This is a genomic window from Corallococcus sp. AB011P (assembly GCF_003611605.1).
Classification (GTDB): domain Bacteria; phylum Myxococcota; class Myxococcia; order Myxococcales; family Myxococcaceae; genus Corallococcus; species Corallococcus coralloides.
The window spans coordinates 163587-188717 of the sequence record NZ_RAVX01000011.1 but is presented as its reverse complement, the minus strand read 5'-3'; the positions used below and the strand labels follow the sequence as shown (position 1 = coordinate 188717).

The following is a 25131-nucleotide window of genomic DNA, read 5'->3' as shown; positions in this document are numbered from 1 at the left end:
GCGACTGCAACGCCGGATGACCGGCCGCTCGCTGTGGAGGAGGCGAGGATGAGCGCACTTCCTCCAAGACAGCGATTGGGCCACCTGGTGCGTTCCCTCTCGAAACACCTCCCGGGCCAGCTCGACGGCCTGTTGGAGAACGCTCGGTTCCAGGACGGCGCCGCGGCGCTCCAACGGCTGGTGGACCCGGCGCACGTGGAGAAGGCCCTGGTACGCATGTCGCCAGAAGAAGCCGGCTGGCTCGCGGACCTGCTTGCCGAGCGCTGGTCATGGATCGCGGACGTCCAACTGGATCCCGAAGTGGCCATCGTCGCGCCGGACGAACTCTGGGTAGGCGCGGAGCCCATCCGCCTGCCGTTGTCGCTCGCGGCGGTGGGACTGGACGAAGGGTTCGAAGCCGTATGGGAAGGCGCGGTGCTCCCAGGTCCACCCGCGTCCAGTGCCACGCTCCTCGCGAGGCCTCCCGAAGGCAAGGCCCCCGGAATCGCCCGGGTTCGGGCCCAGGTCCGCGCGAGCGTGAGGGGCCAGCGCTGCGTGCTCATCGCGCAGGCGCAGGTCGCGCTGAGGAGACCGTCGGTGGTGGTGAGCGACGACCGGCGCAGGCTCCTGGCCCAGGACCACACGGGGCGCCCGGCGGTGGGCTGCCGTCTGGAGATCGGCCCGGACACCCACGTGACCGGCACGGGAGGCCTGGTCGAACTGGAAGTCCCAGCCCAGCCCGGCGCATCGCTCAAGCTGGAAGGCATCCCCGCCGGCCGCATTCCAGGAGGCAATCCATGAAGACAATGACGCCCCAGACGCGGAAGACGCCCGACCGCAAGCCCGCCATGAACAAGGCCATCGCGCCGTCGCAGCAGCCCAAGACGGACACAGCCAGGGCCCAGCTGGGAGCCGCGGCCAAGGGGCCCACGATGAAGGCCGCGGCCGGTGGCAGCTTCAAGGCGAAGAGCGCGCCCCGGGTCGCGGCGAACCCCAGCATCCGGATGCCGAAGAAGTAGCGCGACCGACTCGACGGACGAGACCGGTGGTCGGTGGCACCGAGGGGGAGGGGGCCCTGCCGGCTGCGGCCGCGGGAAACCTGTCCGACAGTCGGACAGGTTTGAGGAGCTTCGTCCCCGGAGGTGGCTGCCAGCCTGAAACTCCTCGACTTGGGGTGAGGGGGCCCTGCCGGTTGCGGCCTCGGGAAACCTGTCCGACAGTCGGACAGGTTTGAGGAGCTTCGTCCCCGGAGGTGGCTGCCAGCCTGAAACTCCTCGACTTGGGGTGAGGGGGCCCTGCCGGTTGCGGCCTCGGGAAACCTGTCCGACAGTCGGACAGGTTTGAGGAGCTTCGTCCCCGGAGGTGGCTGCCAGCCTGAAGCTCCCCGACTTCCCAGGGGGCCCAGCTTCGTGAGCGGCGGCCCTGGCGTCCTCGAGCTGCCAGTCAGCTTCAGGAGGCCAGCACCCATCGGACGGCGCCCACCGCCGCCGCCACCTCGCGGCGCGAAGCGCACAGCGGCTGTTCCCGTCCCCCGCACAGCAGGCCTTCCCGCGCCCACTGCGGAAGCGAAGCCACGAGCTTCTCCACGCCCCAGGGCGAAGCCCGTGAAGCCCCGTCGTCCCGCATCGAATTGCCCCACGGGAACAGCCGCCCGTCCGGCCCGCGGGCAGCCATCTCCCATTCCTCGCTGGAAGGCAGCCGCAGCTCCACGCCCTCAATGCGCGACAGCGCCGAGCACACCTGCTCCGCCTCCACGAGAGTGCAGGGCAGCGGCTCCTCCGCGTCCGGCCCCGCCGTACCCACCGGCCCCTGCGAAGCCGCCATCGCCCAGGCCGCCGCGGCCCGGCTCACGGGCACCCGAGCGACGAAGAACCCCGGTGACGTCACGCGCCGCAGCGTCGGCCCCGTCCCCAGCCAGTGCTCCACCGGAGGCACCCAGCGCGCCTCCAACCCGGAGCGGCGCAGCCGGTATGTGCCTTCCCGCTCCACCACCGCTTCGGGCAGTCCCACCGAACGTGGCCCCGGATCCACCGGCGTCGTGAGCGCATGCAGCAGCAGCGTGGGATCGTCCCGCACGTCCGCGGGACCCGACAGTGCGCGCAAGAGCGGAGCCATCCGCTCACGCTTCGGTGAACCCTCCGGAGGCAGCGGCCGGCCCGCGAGCACCTGGGCCACCAGGTCCCGCAGGTTCGAATAGAACTGCCGGTCCCTCGGGTCCGCGCCCTCCCGTGTCGACGTGGGCATCCGGGCCGCGCGCAGCGCTGGCAGCACCTCCCTCGCCTGGAGCCGGGCCGCCGCCATCACCGCCGTCACCCGCACCTCCGCGTCCGTGTCCACCAGCGCGGAGCGCAGCACCGCGTCGATGTCCGGATTCGACGCCGCCTGATCCTGGATGAGCCAGCGCAACACCTGCCGCCGCTGCTCCTCCCCCGGCAGGTGCGCGAACAGCACGGAGCGATCCGGATGCGCCTCCTTCTCCGCCTTCAGCCGCGCGAACGCCTCCTCCGTCCCGTCCGGCACCAGCGACGCCAGCACGCGCTCCGCGGTCCGCGACACGCTGAACTCCGGATGGAAGCGCAGCGCCGCCACGCGCTCCATCGACGAGCGCTCCCGCAGCGCCTCCGTGGCCAGCAACCCCAGCAGCACCTCCCGCGTCTCCGACGACGTCAGCAGCGCCGCGAGCGCCGGGGCCTCCAGCACCGGCACCACCTTGCGCACGGCCACCCATTCCCCCACCGCGTCAGGTCCGGAGAACTCGAGCACCCGCAGCCGGAGCACCGGGTTGAACGTGTAGTGGAGCGCCAGGTCCGTCGCGCGCTTCACATACACCGCGGACTCCGGCTCGCCGGGGATGAGCGGAGGCGTCTGGCTTTCGGACTGGAGGAACCAGCCCAACGCGGACAGCACCCGGTCCATCGCCTCGAAGGAAACCTCCGGCCGCGCGACGAGGGCAGGGGAGTGCATCAGGCAGGCTTCACGCGCGCATGCAGGGACTCACCCACCCGCGCCACCGGCCGCCCCTCCAGGCCCGCGAAGTACGCGCGCGCCGCCCAGAGGAGGTCCTTCCACTCCAGCGTGCTCGCCGCCGCCTTCAGGGGAAAGGCCTCCACGAACGTCTCCCACGCCGGGCGCACGTCCCGGGCCGGGGCCTTCCGCAGCCGCGCCGTCGCCAGGTAGCGCACGAAGCCCTGGACGTTGAACCCGAACGTCTGCCCCGGCGTGAAGTCCTGGGTCAGCTTCCCGCCGCCCACGAACCGGGCCGCCAGCTCCGGTGGCCCCAGCGCCAGCGCCACCAGTCCACACCGGTACGCCAGCTCGTCGTGCAGCGTCCGGCGCACCTTCATCAGCGCCTCCAGCCACGCCTCCACGGGCGAGCTCGCCAGCAGTCCCTCCAGCACGCCCGCGCACTCCTGGGCGTTCACGAACGACAGCACGTTGATGACCTCTTCGGGCCGCAGGTCGTCGAAGTCCTCCGCGACCTGCTGGAGCGCGGGCCCGGCCAGCCGCGACAGGGGCTCCGCCAGCGCCCGGCTCTCCGTGGGGTCGCACAGCACCAGCGCCACGCTAAGCGTGTTGCACAGGGACCCCGCCTCGCGCGCGGGGAGGTTCACGTTCTTCAGCGCGGAGGGCGTCACGAGCGTCAGGAACTCCTTCGCGTCCGCGCCTTCACGGCCGCCCGCGAAGAGCGCGCTCCAGGTGGTGGGGGGATTGTCCGGTTGATCCGCCATGCGTCCTCCGTCGCCCGTCATCGCTGCTTCTGGCGCTTCTCGAAGATCGCGAGGTGGCGCTCCCGCCGCGCGCGGTACACATCCTTGACGTGCTCCGCGGCCTGCCGCAACCGCTCAGGAAGCTCACCGTTCTCCATCCGTGCCTGGAGCTTCGGCAGGAAGCGGGACACGGCCTGCACGCGCGGGTTCTTGCGCCGCGCCAGCCGCTCCGCGTTGTCCTTTTCCCACGCGGCGAAGTCCAACCCTTGCGCCAGCTCCACCAGCGCGTCGACGTCCTTCTCCGTCAGCGTGAACTCCTCCAGATAGTCCTCGGGCTTCCCGTAGGCCTTCACCTCATCCGGAAAGCCCGCGGCGAGCAGCACCAGGCCCTTGGCCTCGCCCTCACCCAGCGCGCCAATCGTCTTGAGCGGCGTGTCGCAGTACGGGCACGCGTCCGGGTCGGGCTGCACGACCGTGTCGCGCTTCGTGACCACCAGCTTCTGGTGCACGGTGAACTTCGAGCCGCACACGTAGCAGGTGACTGTCCTCGACGGAGCACCACGCATGGCTTCTCTTCCTCAAGGGGGCCATCGCCCCGGGAGCAGATCGATGAGACGGCGGCCAAAGGTCTCCGCGTCCACCTCGATGGGTTGTGAATAGTAGCGCGGGCCCGCGATGTGGTACGTGCCGCCGGAGCCGGGAAGGTTGCCCGCCCACAGCGCCGCGAGCGGATGCGCCTGGCGCCGGAGCGACAGCTGGTAGGCCTGATAGGCCTGATAGTAGTGCCGGGTCTCGTGGACGATGGTGCCTACCGCTTCGCCCACCGTCAGCCCCTTCGCGATGACCAGCTGGCCCCGCTTCCGGTACGGCTTCAGCCGTCCGCCCTTGAGGCGCCGGAAGTTCCAGCTCATGTAGCCATAGTCCCCGCGCAGGCGCTTGAAGAGGACCTCCGGCCGCCGCGACTTCGGGATGCCCAGCGCCTCCATGGTGGCCTCCGCCGCCTCGCGCAGCGCCAGCTCCTTTTCCAGGGGCGGCAGCGCGTTGAAGCGCTTGGGGTCGAGTTCTGGAATCTGCACGAGCTGGTCGCGGATGTCGCGCAGCTGCGCGCGCTCGAAGGCCTGGAGCTTCCGCGTCTTCCATTGAAGGGACTCGGTGATGTCGAAGTCTCCCCACCCCAGCACCCGGCCGCCCGCGATCCGATTGCGGACCCGTTTGGTTTCGTCCAGCCCCGTGACGACATCCACCACGTCTTCGACCGAGGCGGTCTTGACGGGGGGAGGGGGCATGAACTTCTCGTCGATCCGGACGATGGTGCCCGCGACCTCGTTGGGATCCAGGCCGCGCATCATGGGAGGCCGGGGGTCGAGCTCGATGCCATGCTTCGCGAAGAGCCCCTCGCCGGGCGTGGCGCCGTTCACGATGGCCTCGATCCGGTCGAAGGCCCGGTCCGCGATGTCGACGTTCCCCGACTTGAGCGCCGTCCTGAGGTCGGCCTTGAGCCGCTTGACGAGCGCCAGGTCCTCCGCGCCCGGTGGCAGATGCTGGGTGAGCAGGTCCAACTCGCGCCAGGCGCTCGCCGCCCGCTCGATGCGCTTGGACAGCAGCTGGGGGGGCATCTCCGTCTTGGGCCCGATGCGCACCTCGATTCTCACCCGCCACGCGTCCAGGGCGTCCCTGACCACCGCGGCGTGCCTCGGGCTCAGCTGTTGGCTGCGCCTCCAGTTGGGGTCGTCCAGCGCAGCGCGAAGCTGCTTCAGGTTGCCGGGCAGGTTCTCTCCGGTGGAGGTGAACTTGCGGAACCGGGGCTCGTCCTTGCCCCCCTTGACCTCCATGATGTGGACGTCCGCCTTGGTGGGGTTGACGCCATCGTCGAACTGGAAGAGCAGCTCGTCGAAGCCGCTGTCCTGCTTGCCCTTGGGCTTGAAGGTGACGCGCTGGAACTCCTTGCCCGGCCCCAGCCGGTCGCCCAGGTTCGCCTCGGTCATCCGCAGGGAGGCGACCTTCTCCAGTTCGTTTCCCTCCCTCCGGGCGAATTCGCCGCGCGTCTCCCAGCGGTTGCCCGAGCGGGCGGAGAGGATCTCCTCGAAGAGGTGCTTCTCGCCGTTCGTGTCGGTCTTCTCGACCAGGCGGTAGTAGCGCCGTTCGTACACGCGGCCCTTCTTGACGAACTTCAGCTCCTCCCAGGCTGGTCCCACCTGGGCCAGCGTCTCCCCCGGGTTGAGCTTCTGGGTGGTGCGCTTGAGCAGCTTCCCCGTCAGCGGCGTGCGCTCCACCAGGCCAATCCTCGGGTCATTCAGGTCGGGACGCTGGAGGGAGAACGGGCCCACGTCTTCGTTCGGGTGCACGTCGAACGTCTGGGGCCAGTCGCCCTCGGCCAGCGCGCCCTTCGGCACCTCGGGTTCGCCGGTGGGCTTGGGCGCCTCCACCGCTGGCGGCTTCGTCTCCGGAACGACCACCTCCGGTGGCTTCTCCGCGGGGAACCCCATCTCCAGCTGCCTGGGCGTCGGAACCTCCGGCTCCGGCGGCTTCACCGGCTTCGCCGCATGGAACTCCATCTCCAGCTGCCGGGCCCCCTCCACCTCCGGCGGCTTTCCCTCCGGAGCCAGCGGAGCCTCGGGCGGCTTCTTCTTGCCGAACAGCCGCGGCGGCTCATTCAGGTACTGAGGCTTCGAGCGCACGCCCTGGCCGAACTCCGCCATCTCCACCGGCGTGAACGCATCCACCTCCTTCATCCGCTGGCGCAGGTTCGCCAGCGTCTTCTCTCCCTGCCGGATCCGGCGCGTGGCCTCCGCGGGCTCCAGGGTCACGCCGCGCTTGCCCTCCAGCGACGTGAGCAGCGACTCCTGAGCCGCGATCTCCAGGCGCAGCTTCTTGCGATAGAGCTCGAACTGCTTCTCGATGGGCAGCTGGTCCCAGTGTCGCAGCGCCGTTTCGTCCAGCGACCTGACCAGCTCGCGCGTCGCCTTGTCGTGGCGCTGGAGCAGGTGCAGGCCCTCCTCACCCAGGTCGGACAGGTCCGCGCCCGCCTTGATGATGATGGTGGGCTTGCCGCGCCGGAACATCGTGACGGCCTGCGCGGACTTGCTGCCGGTGAGCGACTCGAAGTCACCCTCGGAGAGCATCTCGATGGGCGTGTTCGCGAACGCTTTGCGCTGCGCGGGCGGGATGTGCTCGAGCAACTCCTTGCGCATCGCGCGCTGGAGCTGCTGCCGGTCGAAGTCGCCCGACATCTGCTTGAGCAGGCCGTCGTCGAACTCGCGCAGGAACTCCTTCATGTCCCCGGCGGGGTTCTCCGCCTTCCACTTCTTGAAGAGGGTCAGCCGCTCCTTGGGCGTGCCCCGGAAGTGGAGCAGGTCCTGGGTTCGAGGTGGCACGTGGGGCTTGGAGATGCCGCCCAGCGCGCCCAGCCCTCCGGCCATCACCGCGCCCGGCGCCGCCTGCATCGCGGTGCCGGCCAGCACGTTGAAGAGCGCGTTGCCGCCCTTGTAGTTCTCGTCGTTGAGGACGTTGCCCAGGAACGCGGAGGGCACCGCCTGCGCCAGGCCTTCCGCGCCCTGGGCCAGGCCGTGCGCCGTCATGCGCGCCAGCACGCCGCCTTCCTCCGCCATGCGCGCCAGGAACCCCAGCTTGAGCAGCTTCGTGCCCATGCCCGCGGTGGCCACGGAGGCGAGCGCATCCACGGCGCCCACGCCCGCGTCGGTGGCGGCCTCCTCCCAGCCGTAGGCGCTGCCCTTCAGGGCGGCCTTGGTCAGCATCGTCACCGCGGCCGTCGCCACCGCCGTGCCCACCAGCACCGGCGTGCTGGCCATGAACGCGCCGAACGCGGCCCAGAACCCCGCGCCCGCGGGCGGGAAGAAGATGCTGACGATGACGCCGATGATGACCACCACCGCCATCACCACCACGGAGAGGATGGTCACCAGCCGGTCGGTGATGAAGTCCACCTGCTCGCGGTGCATCTGCACCGCCTCGTCCGCGTAGTCCCCCTGGCGCTGCACGCGCTCGGACTTCTTCTCCCAGTCGTCCTGCCACTTGCGCAGCCCGTCGACGGTGTAGTTCTTGTCCCCGGGCTTGGGGCGCATCCGCTCGTGCAGCTCCAGCGCGCTCACCTCTGCGTCGAGCGCGGACGCCTGGTCCAGCACCAGCTGGTACTCCGACGACGCCATGCTGTTGGTGGAGCGCGCCTCGAAGTGCACCCGGCGCCAGGCCCGGTCCGCCTTCTCCCGGGGCGTGACGGGCTCGCCGTAGTCCACCATGTCCATGATGTCGAACTCTTCGCGCCCGCTCAGCTCCTCGTCGATGCGATCGCGGAAGCGCTCGAAGGGCGTGCGCGTGTCACCAGGATCGGCGGGGTGGTCCTTGGCCCACTCCTCGGCCATGGCTTGAATCTCCGCCTTTGTCTTTCCTGCGAAGACCTCCTTGAGCGCGTCCTCGTCCGTGCCTACGCCCTGCACGGCGTACTGAACGATTTCGGCGTCGGTGAGGTAGCCCTTCTGCAGCATCGCCGCGACGGCGTCGCGGTCCGCGCCGGAGGTGTCCATCAGGACGGCCTGCTCGAAGCCCGCCTGCAGGTGCGTGCCTTCCACGTAGGCGCTGTCGTACTCGGCCGCCAGCGCCTTCATGTTCGCCTGGGCGTCAGCCTGGGCCTGGACCTTCGCCTTGTCGTCCACCTCCTTGCGTTCCTTCGTGACGCGGGCCTGGACCTTCTCCGGGCTCCACTTCTCCAGGAACTCCAGCTCGCTGATGCGGCCCTTGCGGCGGTCCTCCTCCGTGAGCGGGCCCTCGCTGGCGGGTTTGACCTTCGCCTCGTCCAGGCTGCGCTCGATGTCCAGCCGCTCCTGGACGTCCAGGTATCCGTCGCGGCGCGCGTCGGCGATCTGCCGCTTGCCCTGCGCGGACATGGCGTCGCGGATGATCTTGTCGTCCGCGTAGAGGATGCTGGTGTGCTCGATGCGGATGCGCGCGGCATCCACCTGGAGTCCCTTGTCGTCGCGCAGGCCCTCGATGAGCTTGAGGTCCTCGCCCTTCATCTCATCGTGGAACGCGGCGCTGAGCGCGCTCTCGCCCGCGGTGCGCTGGGTCCAATCCGTGCCGTATTGCTGCTCATACGACGCGTCGATGGCCTGGTTGCGCTTGAGCAGCTCCGCGCGGAACGTCTTGGTATCCCAGCCGTACTGCTGCGCGTCTGCTTCCGTCTCCTTGCGGATGCGGTCGTAGACGCCCTCCATGGCCTTGCGGTCGGTGCCCAGGCCAAAGAACCACCCGCCGCGCATGGCGCGGTCCATCTCGATGGCGCGCGCGTCCTCGGTGCGGCCCTCCACCAGGGCGTGCATCTCGTCCGCGTCGTGCGTCGTGCGCGCGCCGCTGCGCAGCTCGTCGTCCATCTGGGCGACGAGGTCCTTGCCGTATTTCTGCTGGTAGGCCTTCTTGATGACTTCGATCTGCTCCGGCGTCTTGCCGCGAAGCAGGTTGAAGATGGCGTCCTCGTCCGTGCCCCAGCCGGTCCCGAGGAAGGTGCCCTCCATGGCGTCGTTCAGCTCGACGGCGGCGGCCTTGGCGGCGTTGCCGGAGAGCAGGGCTTCCGCCCTGTCCCAGTCATGCGTGGTGGTGCTGAAGAAGTCGTCCAGCTCGCTCTTGAGCCGCTCGCGCAGGTTCTCGTCGTGCTCCTGCTGGTAGAGGAGCTCGATGTAGTGGCCCTGCAGCGGGTTGAGGTTGGCGAGCGCGTCGAAGATCTTCTTCTCGTCCGTGCCCCACTGGTCCACGCCCTCCCAGACCTTGAGGGAGATGTTGCGGGCGCGGTTGCTGAAGAGGGGCTCCTGCTGGTCGACGACGACCTTCAACCGCTCCAGGTCGGTGGACGCGAGCAGCTCCTTCTCCAGGGCCTCCATCAGCGGCTTGCGGCGCTGGCCGATGATGCGCACGGCAAGGCCCTCCGCGAGCGCCTGCACCGCGTCCTTGCCACCCTTGCCGTAGTAGGAGAGCAGGATGGCCTGCTGCTCCTCGCTGAGAGCGTGGTTGCCCTTGATGGTCTCCGCGTCCAGCTCCTCGCCCTGGCGCAGGCGCACCTCCGCGAGGAACAGCATGTTCTGATCCAACGACGTCTTGTTCTCCGCCGCGCGAGCGGCCTCCCACGCGCGGCTCTCGTCGTGGGCGACGTCCAGCCAGTCGATGATCCACCCGAGCAGCCGGTCCCAGAATCCGCGCTCGTAGCCGATCTGCTTCGCATGCCAGTCGCGGATGACCTCCCGGGCCTCCTTGCCGGCGTCGCGCAGCTCCTGCTGGTAGCGCTCCACGCTCTGGTCGATGTCGCGCTTCGCCTTCGCGACGACAGCGCCAATCTCCTTGCGGCGGTCGTCCAGCCACTTCTTGGTGGGGCGGTACGCCTCCGTGGCCGCCTTGAGCTTCACCGGATCATCGCCGGCGTCCTTCTTGAGCTCCCACTCGTCCTGGAGCGCGGCGAGCTCGTAGGCGTGCATCTGGTCGGTCGCGGCCTTCGCGAAGGCTTCCTTGAAGCGCTTGCCGTTCTGGTCGTACCGGACGACCCAGTTGCTCACCTTGGTGTCCACGGCCGCGATGAGCGCGTCGCGCTTGCGTCGGGCCTCGGTCAGGTCGACGCCGCCCTTGATGGCGGCGGCCTTGGCCTCGGACTGCGCGTCGAGCGAGGCGCGCATGCGCGACAGGGCGTCGGCGAAGGACTTGCCGCCCTCCTCCAGACTCTTCTTCGCCTCCTCGTGGGCCTTGCTGAGCGAGCCGGTGGTGGCGGCGTGCGAGTCCACCAGTTGCTTGCGGCGGGCCTCCACCTTCGCGTCCAGGTCCGCCTTCTTGATCTGCGCGGCGTCCGCGACGCGCTGGAGCTCCGCGGCGAAGATGGGCCGTTCAGCGGCGATGAGCGGCACGCCCCAGGACGCATCCAGGCCGCCCGGGACATAGGCCTCGCGGGCCTTCTGGACGGAGGCGTCCGCGTACTTGTCCGGAGCGGCGAGCAGCCGCGCCAGCACGTCGCCAATGTCCACGCGAGCGAAGTCGGGGACGTTGATGGGCGCGGGAGCGGCCTGTTCGAGGACGGTGATGCCCTTCGCGGGTTCCTTGGGCTGGACCTTCGCCTTCTTCTGCTTGTCGGCCTCGGCGGTGATCTTCTTCTGGAGGCGCGTCCAGTCCTTGAGCTTCTCCGGGTCGGTGGGCTTGGGGCCGCCGGGCTTGTAGACGATGTCGCCGAGCGGGCCCTTGATGAGCGTGTGCCCGCCGTCGTCGCGCATGAGCTGCGCGCCAATCTCCGGCACATGGCCCAGCGGGCTCTTCAGCAGGTCGGGGAGCCTGGCGTCCTTGACCTCCAGCTTCCGTTCGCACTTCGCATCCACCAGGGAGGAGGCCTTGCCGGTGGGGTCGTCCGGGATGGTCGGAAGGTCCTTCGGCTGCTTCGCCGGGGTGATGGCCTTCTTGCCTTCGTCCTCCAGTTGCTTGAGGCGCGCGGCGCGGACCGCGTTGGGGTCCACGGCGGCCTGGATGATCTTGAACGTGTAGCGGGGCGCCGGAGGAAGCTGGGGCTCCGGGACCCGCGCAGTGCTGCTGGCGATGCGGCCCTTCCATGCGGCGACCGGATCCGCGTCCGTGCCCATCACCGGGGCAGTGGGGATGGGCCCTGCCGTGACAGGTGCGGCCGGAGCAGGAGGCGGAGCGGGAAGGCGGGCAGGGGGCTCCACCGCCGCAACGGCGCCCGTTGGATCCGGCGCGGTTTCGAGACCGTGCTTGATGCCCTGGACGCCCTGCGCGTGGGCCGCGGCCAGTTGCTTCTGCCAGTCCATCTCGGCCGGAGGTGCGGGCACCATCGGGCGCGCTTCGGGGAGGCCCGTGTCGACCGTGGCATCCGTCTGGATGGAAGGAGGCTCCCGGGGCCCTGTGCCAGGGGATGCCTGACGGACGACGATGTGGACATCGCCCTCGCTGGACAGTGCGGTCACCAGCGTGTCGATGCGCGCGGCGTCGTCCATGCCGCCGGGAGCCGTCCCCGTGGGGATGGATGCGGGCGCGGGAGCTTGATCCGGCGTTGCCAGTTCGCCGCCCGCGCTGGGCGCATCGACGGTGGTCGCCGCGATGTCCTCGGGCGCAGGAGAAGTGCTGCCCCCAAGTCCCGCCGCTTCCGCCTCTTCAGTGTCCGCAGCGGGTGCGAGGTCTGAAGCACGGGCCTCGGCGAGCCGAGCGGCGGTGTCTCCGAGCTGTTCAGCGGAGCCCGGAGGCAGGACGGCCATGCGTGCCGCATCACGCCGTCGAGCGTCCTCCTCCTGCTGCGCGAGGGTCGCGGGCTGGGACGCGCCAGCCGCCTGCGCGAGCCCGGTGTTCGGCTGGGGTGAGAGTCCGTGGATGCCCAGCTCCGCCTCGATGGCGCCGGGCGTGGAGAGCAGCGCGACCTCCGGCGGGTGGACCGGGCACGGCTCGAAGAGGTGCGAGCGCGGACCGCCCAGCGTGCGCCACGCCGGGTCGCTCCAGCGGCGCTCCAGGTCGCGCGCGGCATCGCGAAGCACGGGCCCATGGAGGGCAGGCGCCGCGCCCTTCAGTGACGCGAGCCGTGCCGCCAGCTCACGTGCGGGATTGGACGAGGAGGGGCCCCGGGGAACGACACCCGGTGCACGGGGAAGGGCCGCGGAGGACGAGGGAGTGCGCCCGGAGCTCTTCCGGAGCATGGCCTTGGCGGAGGCCTTCGGGCCCTGGTCACGGATGCGCACGGTCCCCCCCGCACCATCAGTGCTAGGGACGCTAGGTCATCTCCACATCGAGGACCAGCGAGGCCCGGATGGGATGTCCATGACTGCTCCAGAAGCGGTGGAGCAGGTCGAAGTCATAACTCTCCTGGACGCGAGGTGTGAGCTTGCGACCATCCAGCTCGTGCGGGAGTCCACGTGAGAGCAGCCCATGCAGCACGCCGAGCAGCTCATGTTCCTCCTCCGCGCGGTGGGACCACGCGGAGACGATGAGCCCCAGCCGCAGCGCACCGTTCTGGGTGACCGCCAGCCGGTAGAGCGCGAGCGACACAGCGGGCCGCTTCCCCGCGAGCGCCTCCCGGGTGGGAGAGCCGTGGAGGATGTGGACCTCCTTGAGGAAGTGTTGTCTGAGCTGCGAATCCAGTGCCTCCTGGAACACTTCCGCCACGCGCCGCAAGCGTGTGCCCGCATCCGAGGGAGCATCCGCCTCCGGACGCCGCGAGAGCCGGCCCAGCTCATACAACTCCAGCGCGACGGCGCGCTCCAGGTGCTCCTGGGCCAGCGGGGCACCGGCCTGTTCCGCGAGGAAGATGGCCTTGAGCGCGGCGTTGCGGATGTCACCGCCCGCCAGCCGATGCCGCTGCGCCAGGCCCGCCAGGTCGAGCGTCCCCAAGCGAGGAACGCCCTCCGGAAGCATCAGCTCCCAGATGCGGCGGCGCTCCTCGACCTCGGGGAAGGGGAACTCGATGCGCGCGTGGAAGCGGCGCAGGAACGCTTCGTCGATGGCCGTCTGAAGATTGGTGGCGAGGATGATCAGCCCGTCATGGCGTTCGATGCGCTGGAGGAGGAAGCCGACCTCCAGGTTGGCGAAGCGATCATTGGCGTTGCTGACCTCCGTGCGCGCGGAGAACAGCGAGTCCGCCTCGTCGAAGAACAGCACGGCGCCGGAGCGCTCGCCGTGGGACAGCACCTCGTCGATGTTCTTCTCCGTCTCGCCCACGTACTTGCTGACGAGCCGGGACAGGTCGATGACGTACAGCGGCCGGCCCACCGCATGGGCGATGACCTCCGCGGCCAGGGTCTTGCCGGTGCCGGAGCGTCCGGAGAACAGCGCCACCGGGCCGGTGTGCAGCCGGAAGCGGCGAGACAGGCCCCGCTCCTCGGCGACGCGGTCGCGCTGCGCCACGTAGAACAGCAAACGCTCCAAGGCCGCGCGAGTGGTGTCACGCACCACGAGCTCCGCGAACGTCCGCGACGCCTCCAGCCGGTAGCCATGTCGCAAGGGCACCTGGACGAGCCGCGAGCCAGCGGCACGAAGCGCCTCCGCACCCCCGCCCGGAGCCGAGTCGAACACGCGGCGGATCTCCTGAAGCCCGCCCCGAAAGCCAGACGCCAGCCGTCCCGCCTCCGCCTCCGTCAATGACAGTCCCCGAGCCCGGGCCTCCTCCATCCACAGGGTCCGCCGCTGCACGAAGCCCAGAGCGGGAGCCTCATGGTGCGGCACGGCGACAGGCTGCGCGGAGTCCGCGAGCACCAGGGCCTGCCCGCCAAACCGCTGGCACAGCCCGGACAGCGTCTCCGTGACGGAGAGAGCCAGCCCCGGCTCAGCACCGGACATGTCCACGGCCAACAGCGCGCCGCGCACGGACGCCAGACGCCAAAGGGCCCGGGCCATGGGAACCGGCTCTGGAGCCCCCGCCCAACGAGCGACGACCAGCGGCACACCGGCTTCGCCAGCGAGTCCCAGCGCCACGCCCAGCCGTTCGCCCTCGCCATGCACGACGGCGAATGTCCCGCGCGAGGAGGAAGGCAGCACCTCCGGTCCATGCCATTCCAAAGAAAGCTCACCCATCACGGACGGACGGGGCAACTCCAGCAGGGCCTCGCGGACCTCCGGAGCCAGGTCCACGGGCCGGAGCATGGGAGGAAAAGCACCGGCGCCCGTCTGCAACAATCCACCGCCCACCAGGAGGCCGCTGTCGGTCAGTGACGCCAGCAACCGCTGCGCGCGAGCAGGCGTACGTCCCAGGACGGTGAGCAGCAACCGCTCCACGTTCCAGCCCTGCGCGGTCTCGTCCTGGAGCACGGCGAACAGGCGCGAATACCGAGGCTCCAGCCACGTCGCGAGCAGGAGCAGCAACGCCTCCTCCTCCACGGTGTCCACGCGAAGCGAAGCCCGCAGGCGGGCGAAGGGAAGGGGAGGCGAAGTCCCCAGGAGCGGTGTCTCCGCGAGCGCCGAGCTGAAGGCGAGCTCCGCGGTGGAGGGGCGCACGGTGGTGCGCACGGCATCCCAGCCCGCTTCCTGTTCCCCCCGGAGCTTCGACGCGCGGGCCTCCTCCAGGTCACACACCTGGACGAGCAGCGCATCCAGACGCCTCAGCGTCTCCCCCCACAACGGATCCATGGGCGCCTCCAGCCGGCCAGCATACGGAGGGCGGGTGGATCCGGCCATGGACGGGCCTGGAGGGCAGTGCCACTGCGTTGGTATTCCGCCAATGGATTGGAGGAAGTGCTGACCGGGTGGCGGGGCGGGTGGTAGAGACCGGCACATGACTCAGAGCGGTACTGAAGGGGTGTCGGCCCTGGACTTCCGGGAGGCGATGTCCCGGTGGGCGAGCGGGGTGGCGGTGGTCTCCGTCCGTGACGCGGACGGGATCGCGGCGACGACGGTCAGCTCCTTCAGCTCCCTCTCCCTGACGCCTCCGCTCATCGTCCTGGCGCTGCAGCAGTCCTCCCGCACGCTCAAGCGCGTGGAGGCCGCCCGCCGCTTCAGTGTGAGCGTGCTGTCCACCATCCAACGCGACGTGTCGGTCCGCTGCGCGACGGGGGAGGCCGAAGGCCGGATGTTCGACGAAGGCGTCTTCGTGCAGGACAGCCTGGTGGGTCTGGCGTGCGCTCTGTTGGATGTGCACCGTTACGGCGATCACCTGTTGCTGGTGGGCCGTGTGGAGCGCATCCAGCGGGGAGTGGACGGAGAACCGTTGCTCTACTGGAACCGGGCGTATCGCGCGCTGACAGCGCACCCGGAGCCAGGGCCCGCCCCGAAGTAGCGAACGAGTAGCCGAATCTCACTGAACCCGGAAAGGACGCACCCGATGCCCTTCACGCTGCCCGAGCTCCCGTACAAGAAGGACGCGCTGGCCCCTCACATGAGCCAGGAGACGTTGGAGTTCCACCACGACAAGCACCACGCGGCCTACGTCAACAAGCTCAACGAGCTGACCGCGGGCAAGACCGAGGCCACCAAGTCGCTGGAGGACGTCATCCTCAGCAGCGACGGCCCCGTGTTCAACAACGCGGCCCAGGTGTGGAACCACACCTTCTTCTGGAACTGCATGAAGCCGGCCGGCGGTGGCAAGCCGACGGGTGACATCGCGGCCGCCATCGACCGCGACTTCGGCTCCTACGACGAGTTCAAGAGGCAGTTCACCGAGGCCGCCATCACGCAGTTCGGCTCCGGCTGGGCCTGGCTGGTGAAGGACGGCAACAAGCTGGCCATCATGAAGACGTCCAACGCGGACCTGCCGATGAAGCACGGCAAGAAGGCCCTGCTCACCGTCGACGTCTGGGAGCACGCCTACTACATCGACTACCGCAACCTGCGCGCCAAGTTCGTCGAGGTCTTCCTCAACAGCCTCGTGAACTGGGACTTCGTGAACGAGAACCTGAAGAACGCCTGACGTGAAGTGAAGTGACGGGAACCGCGCGGCCCGGCTCGGCACGGTCCGGAGCGGCGCGGTTCTCGGATGTGTTCAGTGCCGCTCCGGGGCAGACCGGGCTTGCGCCAGTCCCTCCACCAGGAACAGCCGCGAAAGCGCTTCGTTGTAGCTGTATGCGTAGGACCTTCCGTCCTCGGAGATCGCCAGCGTCATCACGGAGATGAGGCCCGGCTTGATGCCTCCCGCTGGAAGGGTCAGGTGCGGTGTGCTTACGCCGGTTCTCACGTCGACCCTGGAGACGCGCACCGGGAGCGAGACGCTTCGCAGATAGAGCGCCGTTCCGCTCGCGTCCCAGCCCGCCACCCATTGAGCCGTGAACCGGCCGGGGACGGTGCCTTGCGCCTCACCCGTCTGGGAGAACAGGCGGAGGCTTCCCTCCGCGTCCACGGTCGCGAGGCGGAGGCCATCGGGTGAGATGACCGTGTGGAAGCCCGTGCCTTCCTCCGTGATGGGCCTGGGGGCTCCGGCGCCGGGTTCGAAGACCCAGAGCCGGGCAGGACGTCCCTCTTCGTGCGCGCGCAGGAGCAACCGCTTCCCATCCGGGAACCAGCGCGCCGTGAGCACCGTGGTGACAGGAGCGAGCGACAGCGACCGAGGCTCGCCCGCGCCCGTGGGCAGCAGCAGGAACTCCATCTGTTCGCCGTAGCGCACCAGCAGCACCTGCTTGCCGTCCGGAGACAGCGCCATGGGGATGCCGTCGCCCAGGCGGATCGGTGGGGCGCCATCGGAGGTGCGCAGATAGGCGCCGTAGGTGGGGCCCTCCACCTCCGCGCCCTCGGTGAAGAGGAAGGTCCGGCCATCGCGGGACATGTCCGTCATGAACGACGAGTCCGACCACGTCAGGTCCCGCTCCGTGCCCGCGTGCCCGAACGCCAGCCCCGTGCGGATCACCGGGTGATCCACCAGGACGGAGCCGTCCTGGGAGATGTCATGCAGCACCATCCGCCCGGCGATCCGATCCACCGGCCGCGTCGTGCCGCGCAGGTCGACCGCGAACAGCTCGGAGTCCGCGCCTGTACGCGAGGCGGTGAACCACACCTCGCTTCCATCGGGAGACCACGCCAGGCCCCGGATGCTCGCCCAGTCCGACGAAAGCTCGCGGGGCGGACCGTCCTTCTCCAGCACCCAGACCCCGCCCCGGTCGTCCTTGGGATGCGCATGGAACAGGAAGGCGATCCGCGCTCCGTCGGGGGAGACGCGTGCGTGGCTGATCCATCCCTGGGATTCGAAGCGCACCGTGCCGGGGGGCTGCTCCAGCCGGAAGTTCTCGCCCACGCGGCGCACCACCGCGAGCGGTCCATCCGCACGTCCCCAGTCCGCCTCCAGCACGCCATCGAGCAGGGCTCGGGGCGCGCCGCCCGCGAGCGGCATCACGCCGAGCGTCCCGCTGCCATGCTCAGCGTCGAAGAACCGGGGCTCGAGCAGCACCGCCAGCTCCCCCTTCGAGGACGCGGCGAGCACATCCGCGTGCTGCCCCAGCGGTTGTGACAGCGGACGCTCCGTGCGCGCGCTGTAGATCTCCGCGGGTCCTCCCTCCCACGCCGCGCCATAGAGCAACGTGTGTCCGTCCGCGGAGAACCGGGCGTTGAGCACGTGGCCCCGGCGGAACGTGACGGGGCGGTACGTCGGGCGTGAGGACTGCGCCGTTGGCACCGCCGGAGTCGCCGGCCTGTGTCCGAACGCCAGGAAGCCACCCACGACAGACAGCAGCACGGCCGCCGTGGCCACCCACAGGGCTGGGCGTGGGAACACTCCGCGCCGCAAGGCCAGGGGCGCACCACGAGCCGCGATGGACTCCAGGGCGAAGGCCAGGTCCTGCGCGGACTGGAACCGTTCGCCTGGATCCTTCGCCAGACAGCGAGCAATCACCGTCCCCAGCTCTCCCGGCAGCACGGGAGGCGCATCGCGGAGCGCGGCGCTCATCCGCTCCACCGGGCTGTCACCGCCAAAGGGAGCACGGCCGCTCACGGCCTCGTAGAGCACCGCGCCGAGCGAGAACACATCCGCGCGAGCATCCACGCCCTGGCCGCGGATCTGCTCCGGAGCCATGTACCCGGCGGTGCCCACCACCGCGCCGCTCTGGGTGAGCGAGGCGTCCTCGATGCGCTCGGTGAGCCGGGCCAGCCCGAAGTCGAGGACCCGCGCGCTGCCGTTCGAGCACAGGAAGATGTTCGCGGGCTTGAGGTCGCGGTGGATGACGCCACGCGCGTGAGCGGCCGCGAGCCCCTGTGACAACTGGATGCCCAGCCGCAGCGCCTGCTCCGGCGGCAGCGGCCCACGCATCAGCCGCGCCCGCAGGGTGCCCCCCTCCAGCCACTCGGTGACGAGGTACGGCACGTCCTCGTGGGTCCCCACGTCGAACAGCGTGAGCAGGTGGGGATGGGACAGCGCCCCCGCCGCGCGGGCCTCCTGTCGGAAACGGGCCAGGCGCTCCGCGTCCTGCGCGAACCGGAGCGGGAGCACCTTCAAGGCCACGTCCCGTCCCAGCCGCCCATCGCGAGCCCGGTACACGTCCCCCATCGCGCCACTGCCCGCGTGGTCGACGATGACGTACGGCCCCACCCGCTCCCCAGGAGCGAACGAGCGGGGTGCAGGAGCCGCTTCCGCGAGCCGGCCCTCCGCGTGCCACGTCGCCGCGACGGCCGCGAGCAGCGACCCGCAGGAATCGCAGCGGGACAGGTGCGCCTCCGCGAGGACGCGCTGCTCATGCGGCAGGCGGTCCTCCACGAAGGCGAGAATCGTTTCCTCGGAGGGACATCCCGACATGGTGGGACGCGACTCTAGGATTGTTCGCGCTCAGGGCAGAAGAGGGGGGACGGCGACCCGGTACGCGCGGAAGGGCAGTGCCGGGGTCCCCGGCGTGCCGAAGAAGAACCCCATCTGCGACTCCAGCACCCACGCGCCGTCCTTCGTGATCGCGGCGGCGGTCGGCTCCACGAAGCCGTTGGCGAGCACCTCCTTCGCGCCAGCGCCTTCACCCAGCGTCACCAGCGAAGCCCGCCCCACCGTGTTCTCCACGACGAACAGCCGGCCCGAATCCACCCACTCGACCCCGTCCGGCGTCTCCAGCGCCGGCGTCACCGGGATGTTCACGGGCGCCGCCGCGCTGCCATCCGGCTGGATATCGATGGAGAACAGCGCGCCCGTGTCGCTCTTCACGACGTAGAGCCGGTTCGCCCCGTCGTAGGCGATGCCGTTGAGCGTGATGAGGCCCGGCTCGGAGGGCTCGTACGCGGCATCCGAGGACCACGTGTCGAGCGCCGTCCCACCCACGGCCAGCCGGAAGACCGCGTTCCCGAACGAGTCCGTCACGTACACGTTGCCCGTGGCATCGACGGCGACGTCGTTGCAGAAGCTGACCTGGCTGGGCATGGCATGGCTGGCCTTCAGGGCACCCGTGGAGAGCGCATACCCGTTCAGGTACGAGGCCTGCGCGGGCAGCAGCAGGTCGTCGTAGGTGCAGGCCCAGAGCGTGTCGTGGGCCTCATCCACCTCGAGCCCGTAGACGCCGAATGAGGCCCGGCCCGGGACGAAGACCTCGGCCCCCAGCGAGCCCGGCTTGACGCGCGCGATGGCGCCGGTGCCCAGGCTGCCCGCGTAGAGCGTGCCGTCCTTCGAGGCCGCGATGCCCTCTGGAAAGAAGGCCTCGCCGGGCCACTGCACCTCGGTGGGGATGGAGGGGGCATCGTCGGGGAACGGCTCGCAGGCGGAGACGGTGGCGGCGAGGGTGACGACGGACAGCCAGGAAGAGACGCGCATGGGGCTTTCCTCGGTGAGGCCCGGAAGGGGCCTTTCGACGCCCTGACACCGGCCGGGAAATCCCTTGCAGCGAAAGTTCAGCCTCCCGGACCGAGCAGCCGCGTCAGGCTGAGGTCCACCTGGCTCACGACCAGCGCCGCGATGCTGTCCACCGAGGACGCGCCCACCCCCAGGCGTTCGCAGAGCCGCCGCGTCGTGGCCTCCGCCACCTGCTCCCGCGCGCGGCTGAGCCACCGCGACACCGTGGACATGTGGACGCGGTAGAGCGCCGCGATGGCGTCCAGCGACAGCGACTCCACGTGGTACAGGCGCATCAGCGTGCGGTCCCGGTCGGACATCTCACCCAGCGCCGTGCGCACGGCCTCCGTGAAGGCCTCGCGGTACCGCGAGCGCAGGTGTTCGAGCTCTGGCCCCAGTTGCTCGCCGAACGCGGACTCGACGGAGTCCTGCGCGGCGGAGTCGGCCCGGGCTTCGGAGCGCTTCAGGTTGAGCGCGATGCGCAGCGCAGCGACCCGCACCCAGCCGCCCAGCGCGCCGCCGCCGGTGAACTCTGAAAGCTTCGGCTCACAGCCGGCCGCCGCCGTGAACAGCTTCTCCCGGAGCGCCTGCCGCACCTCCGCCACGAACGCGGGCGAGCGGTCCACGCCGGACACGAACGCACCGACGTCGCGGAGATAGCCGTCCTCGAAGAACTGGAGCGCGGCGCGGTCATGCCGCAGGCACCCGGAGGCCAGGTACAGCTCCGAGAAGGCAGGCGAGGCCCCTTCGAGCGCCTCCAGGAGCGCCGTCTGGGACGTCAGCCGCTGCGCGACGAACGCCACGAAGGCGAGCGGCTCCAGCTCCACCCCGGGCCAGCGCGACCGGGCGCGGTCGAGCGACGCACGGAGCAGCTCCTCCAGACGCGAGGGCTCCGGAAGCGGAGCGGGCGCGCGGCCAGGAGCCGCGAGAAAGGCGGAGGCCAAAGGAGTGGGCGCGGGGGACACGCCCGGGACGCTACCACCCCCACCGGGCGGACGAAGGCCACCGTCCGCCCGAGCCCACGTTGCTGGTGACCCCCGGAGTTCCACCGGCGAGAATGCCGGCGCGGTTCACTTGCCAGAGGACACTGCCATGCGCGTCATCAACTTCAATCCCGGCCCGGCCGGTCTCCCCACGGCAGCGCTGGAGCGGGCCCGGGACGAGCTGCTCGACTTCCAGGGCACGGGGATGTCGATCATCGAGCACAGCCACCGGGGCAAGGCGTTCGAGGCTGTCCACAACGAGACCATCGCCCTCGTGAAGGAGCTGCTGGCCGTTCCGGACACCCACGAGGTCCTCTTCCTCCAGGGCGGCGCCTCGCAGCAGTTCGCGCAGGTGCCGATGAACTTCCTGCCCCAGGGCGGCTCCGCGGACTACGTGGTGACGGGAGGCTGGAGCGAGAAGGCGGTGGACGAGGCGCGCTACTACGGCACGCCGCGCATCGCCGCGAACACGGTGGACAAGGACAAGCGCTTCACGCGAGTCCCCACCCAGGCCGAGCTCCAGTTGGATCCGAAGGCCGCCTACGTCCACATGACGAGCAACAACACGCTCTTCGGGACGCAATGGCATACATTCCCGGAAGTGGGGCAGGTGCCGCTGGTGGCGGACATGAGCTCCGACATCCTGTGGAAGCCCATCGACGTCAGCCGCTTCGCGCTCATCTACGCGGGAGCCCAGAAGAACATCGGGCCCTCGGGCATCGTCCTGGTGCTGGTGAACAAGGAGTTCATGGCGAAGGGCCGCAAGGACATCCCGAAGATCTTCCGCTACACGACCTACGCGGAGAACAACTCGCTCTACAACACGCCGCCGACCTTCTCCATCTACCTCTGCCGCAACGTGCTCGCGTGGATCAAGGGCGTGGGCGGCCTGAAGCAGGTGGAGGCCTGGAACCGAGAGAAGGGAGAGCTGCTGTACGCGGCCATCGACCGCAACGCGGGCTTCTACCGGGCCCCGGTGGAGAAGGCGTCGCGTTCGTACATGAACGTCGTGTTCCGCCTGCCAGACGAAAAGCGGGAAGAGGCCTTCGTGGCCGAAGGAGCCAAGGCCGGCATGGTGGGAATGAAGGGCCACCGCATCACAGGCGGCATCCGCGTGTCCCTGTACAACGCGGTGACCGTGGACCACGTGAAGACGCTGGTCTCCTTCATGGACGACTTCGCGAAGCGGAACGGTTAGCCATCCCTGGCCTCACTCTCCGACCGCGATTGGCTGTTACAAAACAAAGTGGGCCTCATGGAAGGCTTTGAGTGGCTCGCGAACGTTCTCGCTCGAATCGACAGCTGCCCGATTCGAGCTCGTGCGCTTTACGTCCAAGCTGTACCGCACCGGAGCTCGTTGGAGTCTGGGGCGTGGCTCCAATGAAAAGCCTCCGGGCCTTGGGACCCGGAGGCAGGTGGGGCGCTTCCTTCAGGTGTCTACTGCGGGTTGGTGCAGCGCCAGACCCCGCATGAACCCCCGTTCGTTCCACACTCAAACTGGGTCGAGCACGGCTTGCAGGTGCGAGAACAGATCATCTGGACAGCAGACGTCTGGTTCTCGGTCGTCTCCGGCGTCGAACCGGGAACCATGGCCAGGGCCGTGCCCGCCATGATGCCGATGATCAGCGCGAATCCAGGAATCATCTGCTTCAGTCGCGATGCCTTCATGCTTCCTCCGGGGTGGGTGCCATCGGGCCAGAGCATCCTGGCCCGCGCACAAGATGCATTCGAACAGACGCCGAGCAGCGCTCCAAGTTCGACGGCGCTCCAGTCTGGAACACCGCGCGCCGGAATGGAGCGAGCGTCCGTGCCAGTCCGGCGCGGCGCGGGGTTGTTCCAGGGCGGAGCGGTGACGGCATGGGGCTCGCAATGACTCGCGGCCGAACCCCACCACCGCGAGCAGGTGAGCCATGCCGTCCGCCCCCAGCACCGAAGCCATCCAGCGCATCTCCCTGAAGAACCGCGAGTACGCATACATCGAGGACGCCAACCGCGGCGTCGTGCTGATGGAGGTGGGCCCTCGCGTGCTCACGCTGGAAGCGCACCTGACGCTCGTGGCGAAGGAGCGGATGGTGGAGGTGGGCGCCGGCAGCTGGTGCGTGGTGCGCAACCCCGTGGTGCGCGTGGACGGCCAGGTGGCGCTGGACGACTTCGGCCAGGCCCGCGTCGCGGTGGGCGACCGCGAGGTCCGCGTGGGCCCGAAGGTGTTCCCGCTCTATCCCGGCGAGGAGCTGGAGGGCGACATCGTCCCGGAATACGTTCTGGGCGTGTCCGAAGCGCTGCGGCTGCGTGCGCTCACCGCGTTCACGGACACCCATGTCCCGGACGCGCCCCGCGGCCGCGAAGCCGGTGACGAGTGGCTGGTGCGCGGCCCCGGCCGCTACGTGCCCGGCGAGTCCGTCACCGTCGTGTCGCTGGAGAAGGCCCGCGTCCTCAAGGAGACCGAATACTGCGTCATCCTCAATCCCGTGGACCGCGCCACCGGCCGCGTCCAGGAGGGCCGCCGCAAGGTCGTCTCCGGTCCGGATGTCTTCTTCCTCGAACCCGGCGAGGCGCTGGAAGGGGACGTGCGCCGCAAGCACGTCCTGTCGGAGCTGCAGGGCCTGAAGCTCCAGGCCCTGGACGACCTCTCCGAGAACGAGGGCGGCGAGCCTCGCGCGCGCAAGGCCGGTGACACGTGGATCGTCCGCGGTCCGCGCACCTACGTGCCCAGCGAGAAGGTGCTCATCCACCGGGAGATTGCCGCGCTGTCCTTGGGGCAGGGGGAGGGCCTGTACGTGCGCGACCTGCGCTCGGGCAAGGTGTCGCTCGTCCAGGGGCCCTGCCAGTTCATGCCGGAGGCACACCAGGAGCTGCACGAGAAGCGCCTGTCCCCGGACGCGGAGGCCCTGCTGGGACTCACTCCGCCGCTGCCGCCCGCGGAGGCGAAGGATGCCCGCGCGCCGCGGCCGACAAGCGCGACGGAGAAGGGGGACCGCACGCGCGCCATCGTGCTGCGCATCGAGGACAACACGGCGGTCCTCATCAACGACTTCGAGACCAACCACGCGCGCGTGGAGTTCGGCCCCGCGAAGGTGATGTTGCGCCCGTACGAGGACGTCACCGTCCTGGATTTGTCCGGCAGCACGCCCAAGCGCCCGCGCCAGCTCAAGGTGCTGATGCTGCGGCTGGGGCCGGACTTCGCCACGGACCTGTTCGAGGTGGCCACGCGCGACCACGCGCGGCTGCGCATCAAGCTCTCATACAAGTGGCAGTTCGACGTGCAGGGTGACGCGGAGAAGGACAAGGCCATCTTCCGGGTGAACGACTTCATCGGGTACGTGTGTGAGAACCTCGCGTCGCGCATCCGCCAGGTCGCCGCGGAGAACGAGTTCGAGACCTTTCACAAGAACGCCAGCGTGCTCATCCGCCGCGCCATCTTCGGCATGGACGACGCGGGCCGCGCGCGCAAGGACCGCCTCTTCTCCGAGAACCAGCTGCGCATCATCGACATCGACATCAAGGACATCGCCCCCGTCGATGAGAAGACGGCCCTGAAGCTGCGCGAGGCCATCGACACCAACATCCAGATCCAACTGGACGCCTCACGCCAGGAGGCCCAGGCCGCCGCGGAGTTGAAGCGCATCCGCAGCGAGGAGGAGAAGCAGCTCGCGGACATCGCCAGCCACCGCAAGTCGGAGGCGGAGCGCCAATCCCTCATCGAATTGCAGAACCGCAACCACCAGCTGGAGACGCTCAGCCGCGCCAAGGTGGAGGCCGAGGCCCAACTGGAACGCGCCCGCGTGGAGAGCGAAGAGGCCCTGGCCCGCGCCGAGTCCGACGCTCGTGCCTCGCGCATCCGCTCCGAGGCGGAGGCCGAGCGCGAACGGCTCACCACCCAGGTGACCCTGGAGCGTCAGCAGCGCCTCAACGCGCTGGAGGTGGAGCGCCAGTCGCGCCTCGCCGAAGTGGAAGCCGGCCAGTTCCGCCAGCGCGTGGAATCCCTGGGGGGAGGGGAGAACTTCGTGAAGGCCGTGGCCGCGCAGGCCCAGGCCGCCGTCGTCGGAGGCCTGGACAAGGTCGTCTTCCTCCCCAGCGGCTCCAACCTCAACCTCTTCGACGCCATGCAGGGACTCCTGGGCCCCGGCGGACAACCCCGCCTGTCCGCCCACAACACCCCGAAACCGCCCGGCGACACTTCGGCCTGAAAACGGACTATCGATATTAAAAATAATAATCGTTATCGAATAGAAATCGTCTCCATCGAACGGCGGCGGGTCTCCGCGGCGAA

15 protein-coding genes are annotated in these 25131 nt (G+C 69.5%); 6 read left to right on the top strand and 9 right to left on the bottom strand.

Annotated elements, in window-relative coordinates; translation table 11 throughout:
* The first annotated feature begins 48 nt into the window (after positions 1-48).
* Together D7X30_RS26015 and D7X30_RS26010 are read left to right on the top strand one after the other, a co-directional pair.
* Entirely contained in the window at positions 49-780 is a 732-nt protein-coding gene (locus D7X30_RS26015; protein ID WP_147443305.1) for a hypothetical protein, read from the top strand.
* The gene (locus D7X30_RS26010; RefSeq protein WP_120565658.1) at positions 777-998 is read left to right on the top strand and encodes a hypothetical protein; all 222 of its coding nucleotides are present in this window, start codon (positions 777-779) and stop codon (positions 996-998) included. Before D7X30_RS26015 ends, D7X30_RS26010 begins: the two co-directional genes overlap by 4 nt.
* A 430-nt stretch (positions 999-1428) precedes the next feature.
* Here the strand turns inward: D7X30_RS26010 and D7X30_RS43665 are convergent, their stop codons facing one another.
* From D7X30_RS43665 to D7X30_RS25980, 5 genes are read right to left on the bottom strand one after another with little or no spacing between them, the layout of a single operon-like run.
* A complete protein-coding gene (locus tag D7X30_RS43665; protein WP_199724550.1) occupies positions 1429-2943 on the bottom strand; it encodes an SUMF1/EgtB/PvdO family nonheme iron enzyme in 1515 nt (504 codons plus the stop codon).
* Positions 2943-3707 carry a hypothetical protein gene (locus D7X30_RS42030; RefSeq protein ID WP_158619383.1) on the bottom strand — a complete coding sequence of 255 codons (765 nt, stop codon included), beginning with the start codon at positions 3705-3707 and terminating at the stop codon, positions 2943-2945. The genes D7X30_RS43665 and D7X30_RS42030 overlap by 1 nt, the downstream gene beginning before the upstream one ends.
* A gap of 17 nt (positions 3708-3724) precedes the next feature.
* Complete coding sequence (locus D7X30_RS25990; protein ID WP_120565657.1) at positions 3725-4252, bottom strand: hypothetical protein; 528 nt, start codon at positions 4250-4252, stop codon at positions 3725-3727.
* A 12-nt stretch (positions 4253-4264) separates the two neighbouring features.
* The gene (locus D7X30_RS25985; RefSeq protein ID WP_120565656.1) at positions 4265-12406 is read right to left on the bottom strand and encodes a hypothetical protein; all 8142 of its coding nucleotides are present in this window, start codon (positions 12404-12406) and stop codon (positions 4265-4267) included.
* Between the two features lie 31 nt (positions 12407-12437).
* Positions 12438-14786 (bottom strand): AAA family ATPase, encoded by a 2349-nt coding sequence (locus D7X30_RS25980; RefSeq protein WP_120565655.1) that lies wholly within the window; start codon positions 14784-14786, stop codon positions 12438-12440.
* Positions 14787-14931: 145 nt separating this feature from the next.
* Here D7X30_RS25980 and D7X30_RS25975 point away from each other — a divergent pair, with 145 nt between their 5' ends.
* Complete coding sequence (locus tag D7X30_RS25975) at positions 14932-15432, top strand: flavin reductase family protein (RefSeq protein ID WP_120565654.1); 501 nt, start codon at positions 14932-14934, stop codon at positions 15430-15432.
* 45 nt (positions 15433-15477) lie between these two features.
* Positions 15478-16062, top strand: coding sequence for a superoxide dismutase (locus D7X30_RS25970; protein ID WP_120565653.1), 585 nt, complete (start codon positions 15478-15480; stop codon positions 16060-16062).
* A gap of 72 nt (positions 16063-16134) precedes the next feature.
* Here D7X30_RS25970 and D7X30_RS25965 read toward each other — a convergent pair whose 3' ends face one another.
* The 3 genes from D7X30_RS25965 to D7X30_RS25955 all read right to left on the bottom strand — a co-directional run bounded on the left by D7X30_RS25965 (position 16135) and on the right by D7X30_RS25955 (position 20843).
* A complete protein-coding gene (locus D7X30_RS25965; protein WP_120565652.1) occupies positions 16135-18867 on the bottom strand; it encodes a serine/threonine-protein kinase in 2733 nt (910 codons plus the stop codon).
* Between the two features lie 30 nt (positions 18868-18897).
* Positions 18898-19860 (bottom strand): SMP-30/gluconolactonase/LRE family protein, encoded by a 963-nt coding sequence (locus D7X30_RS25960; protein WP_120565651.1) that lies wholly within the window; start codon positions 19858-19860, stop codon positions 18898-18900.
* Between the two features lie 77 nt (positions 19861-19937).
* Positions 19938-20843 carry a sigma-70 family RNA polymerase sigma factor gene (locus D7X30_RS25955; protein ID WP_158619381.1) on the bottom strand — a complete coding sequence of 302 codons (906 nt, stop codon included), beginning with the start codon at positions 20841-20843 and terminating at the stop codon, positions 19938-19940.
* Between the two features lie 127 nt (positions 20844-20970).
* Between D7X30_RS25955 and serC the strand changes: the two genes are divergently transcribed.
* Complete coding sequence (gene serC, locus D7X30_RS25950) at positions 20971-22059, top strand: 3-phosphoserine/phosphohydroxythreonine transaminase (RefSeq protein ID WP_120565649.1); 1089 nt, start codon at positions 20971-20973, stop codon at positions 22057-22059.
* 239 nt (positions 22060-22298) lie between these two features.
* Here the strand turns inward: serC and D7X30_RS25945 are convergent, their stop codons facing one another.
* Complete coding sequence (locus D7X30_RS25945; protein ID WP_120565648.1) at positions 22299-22529, bottom strand: hypothetical protein; 231 nt, start codon at positions 22527-22529, stop codon at positions 22299-22301.
* Positions 22530-22771: 242 nt separating this feature from the next.
* On the opposite strand from D7X30_RS25945, the gene D7X30_RS25940 reads away from it, so the two are divergent.
* Positions 22772-25048, top strand: coding sequence for a hypothetical protein (locus tag D7X30_RS25940; RefSeq protein ID WP_120565647.1), 2277 nt, complete (start codon positions 22772-22774; stop codon positions 25046-25048).
* Positions 25049-25131: the final 83 nt, after the last annotated feature.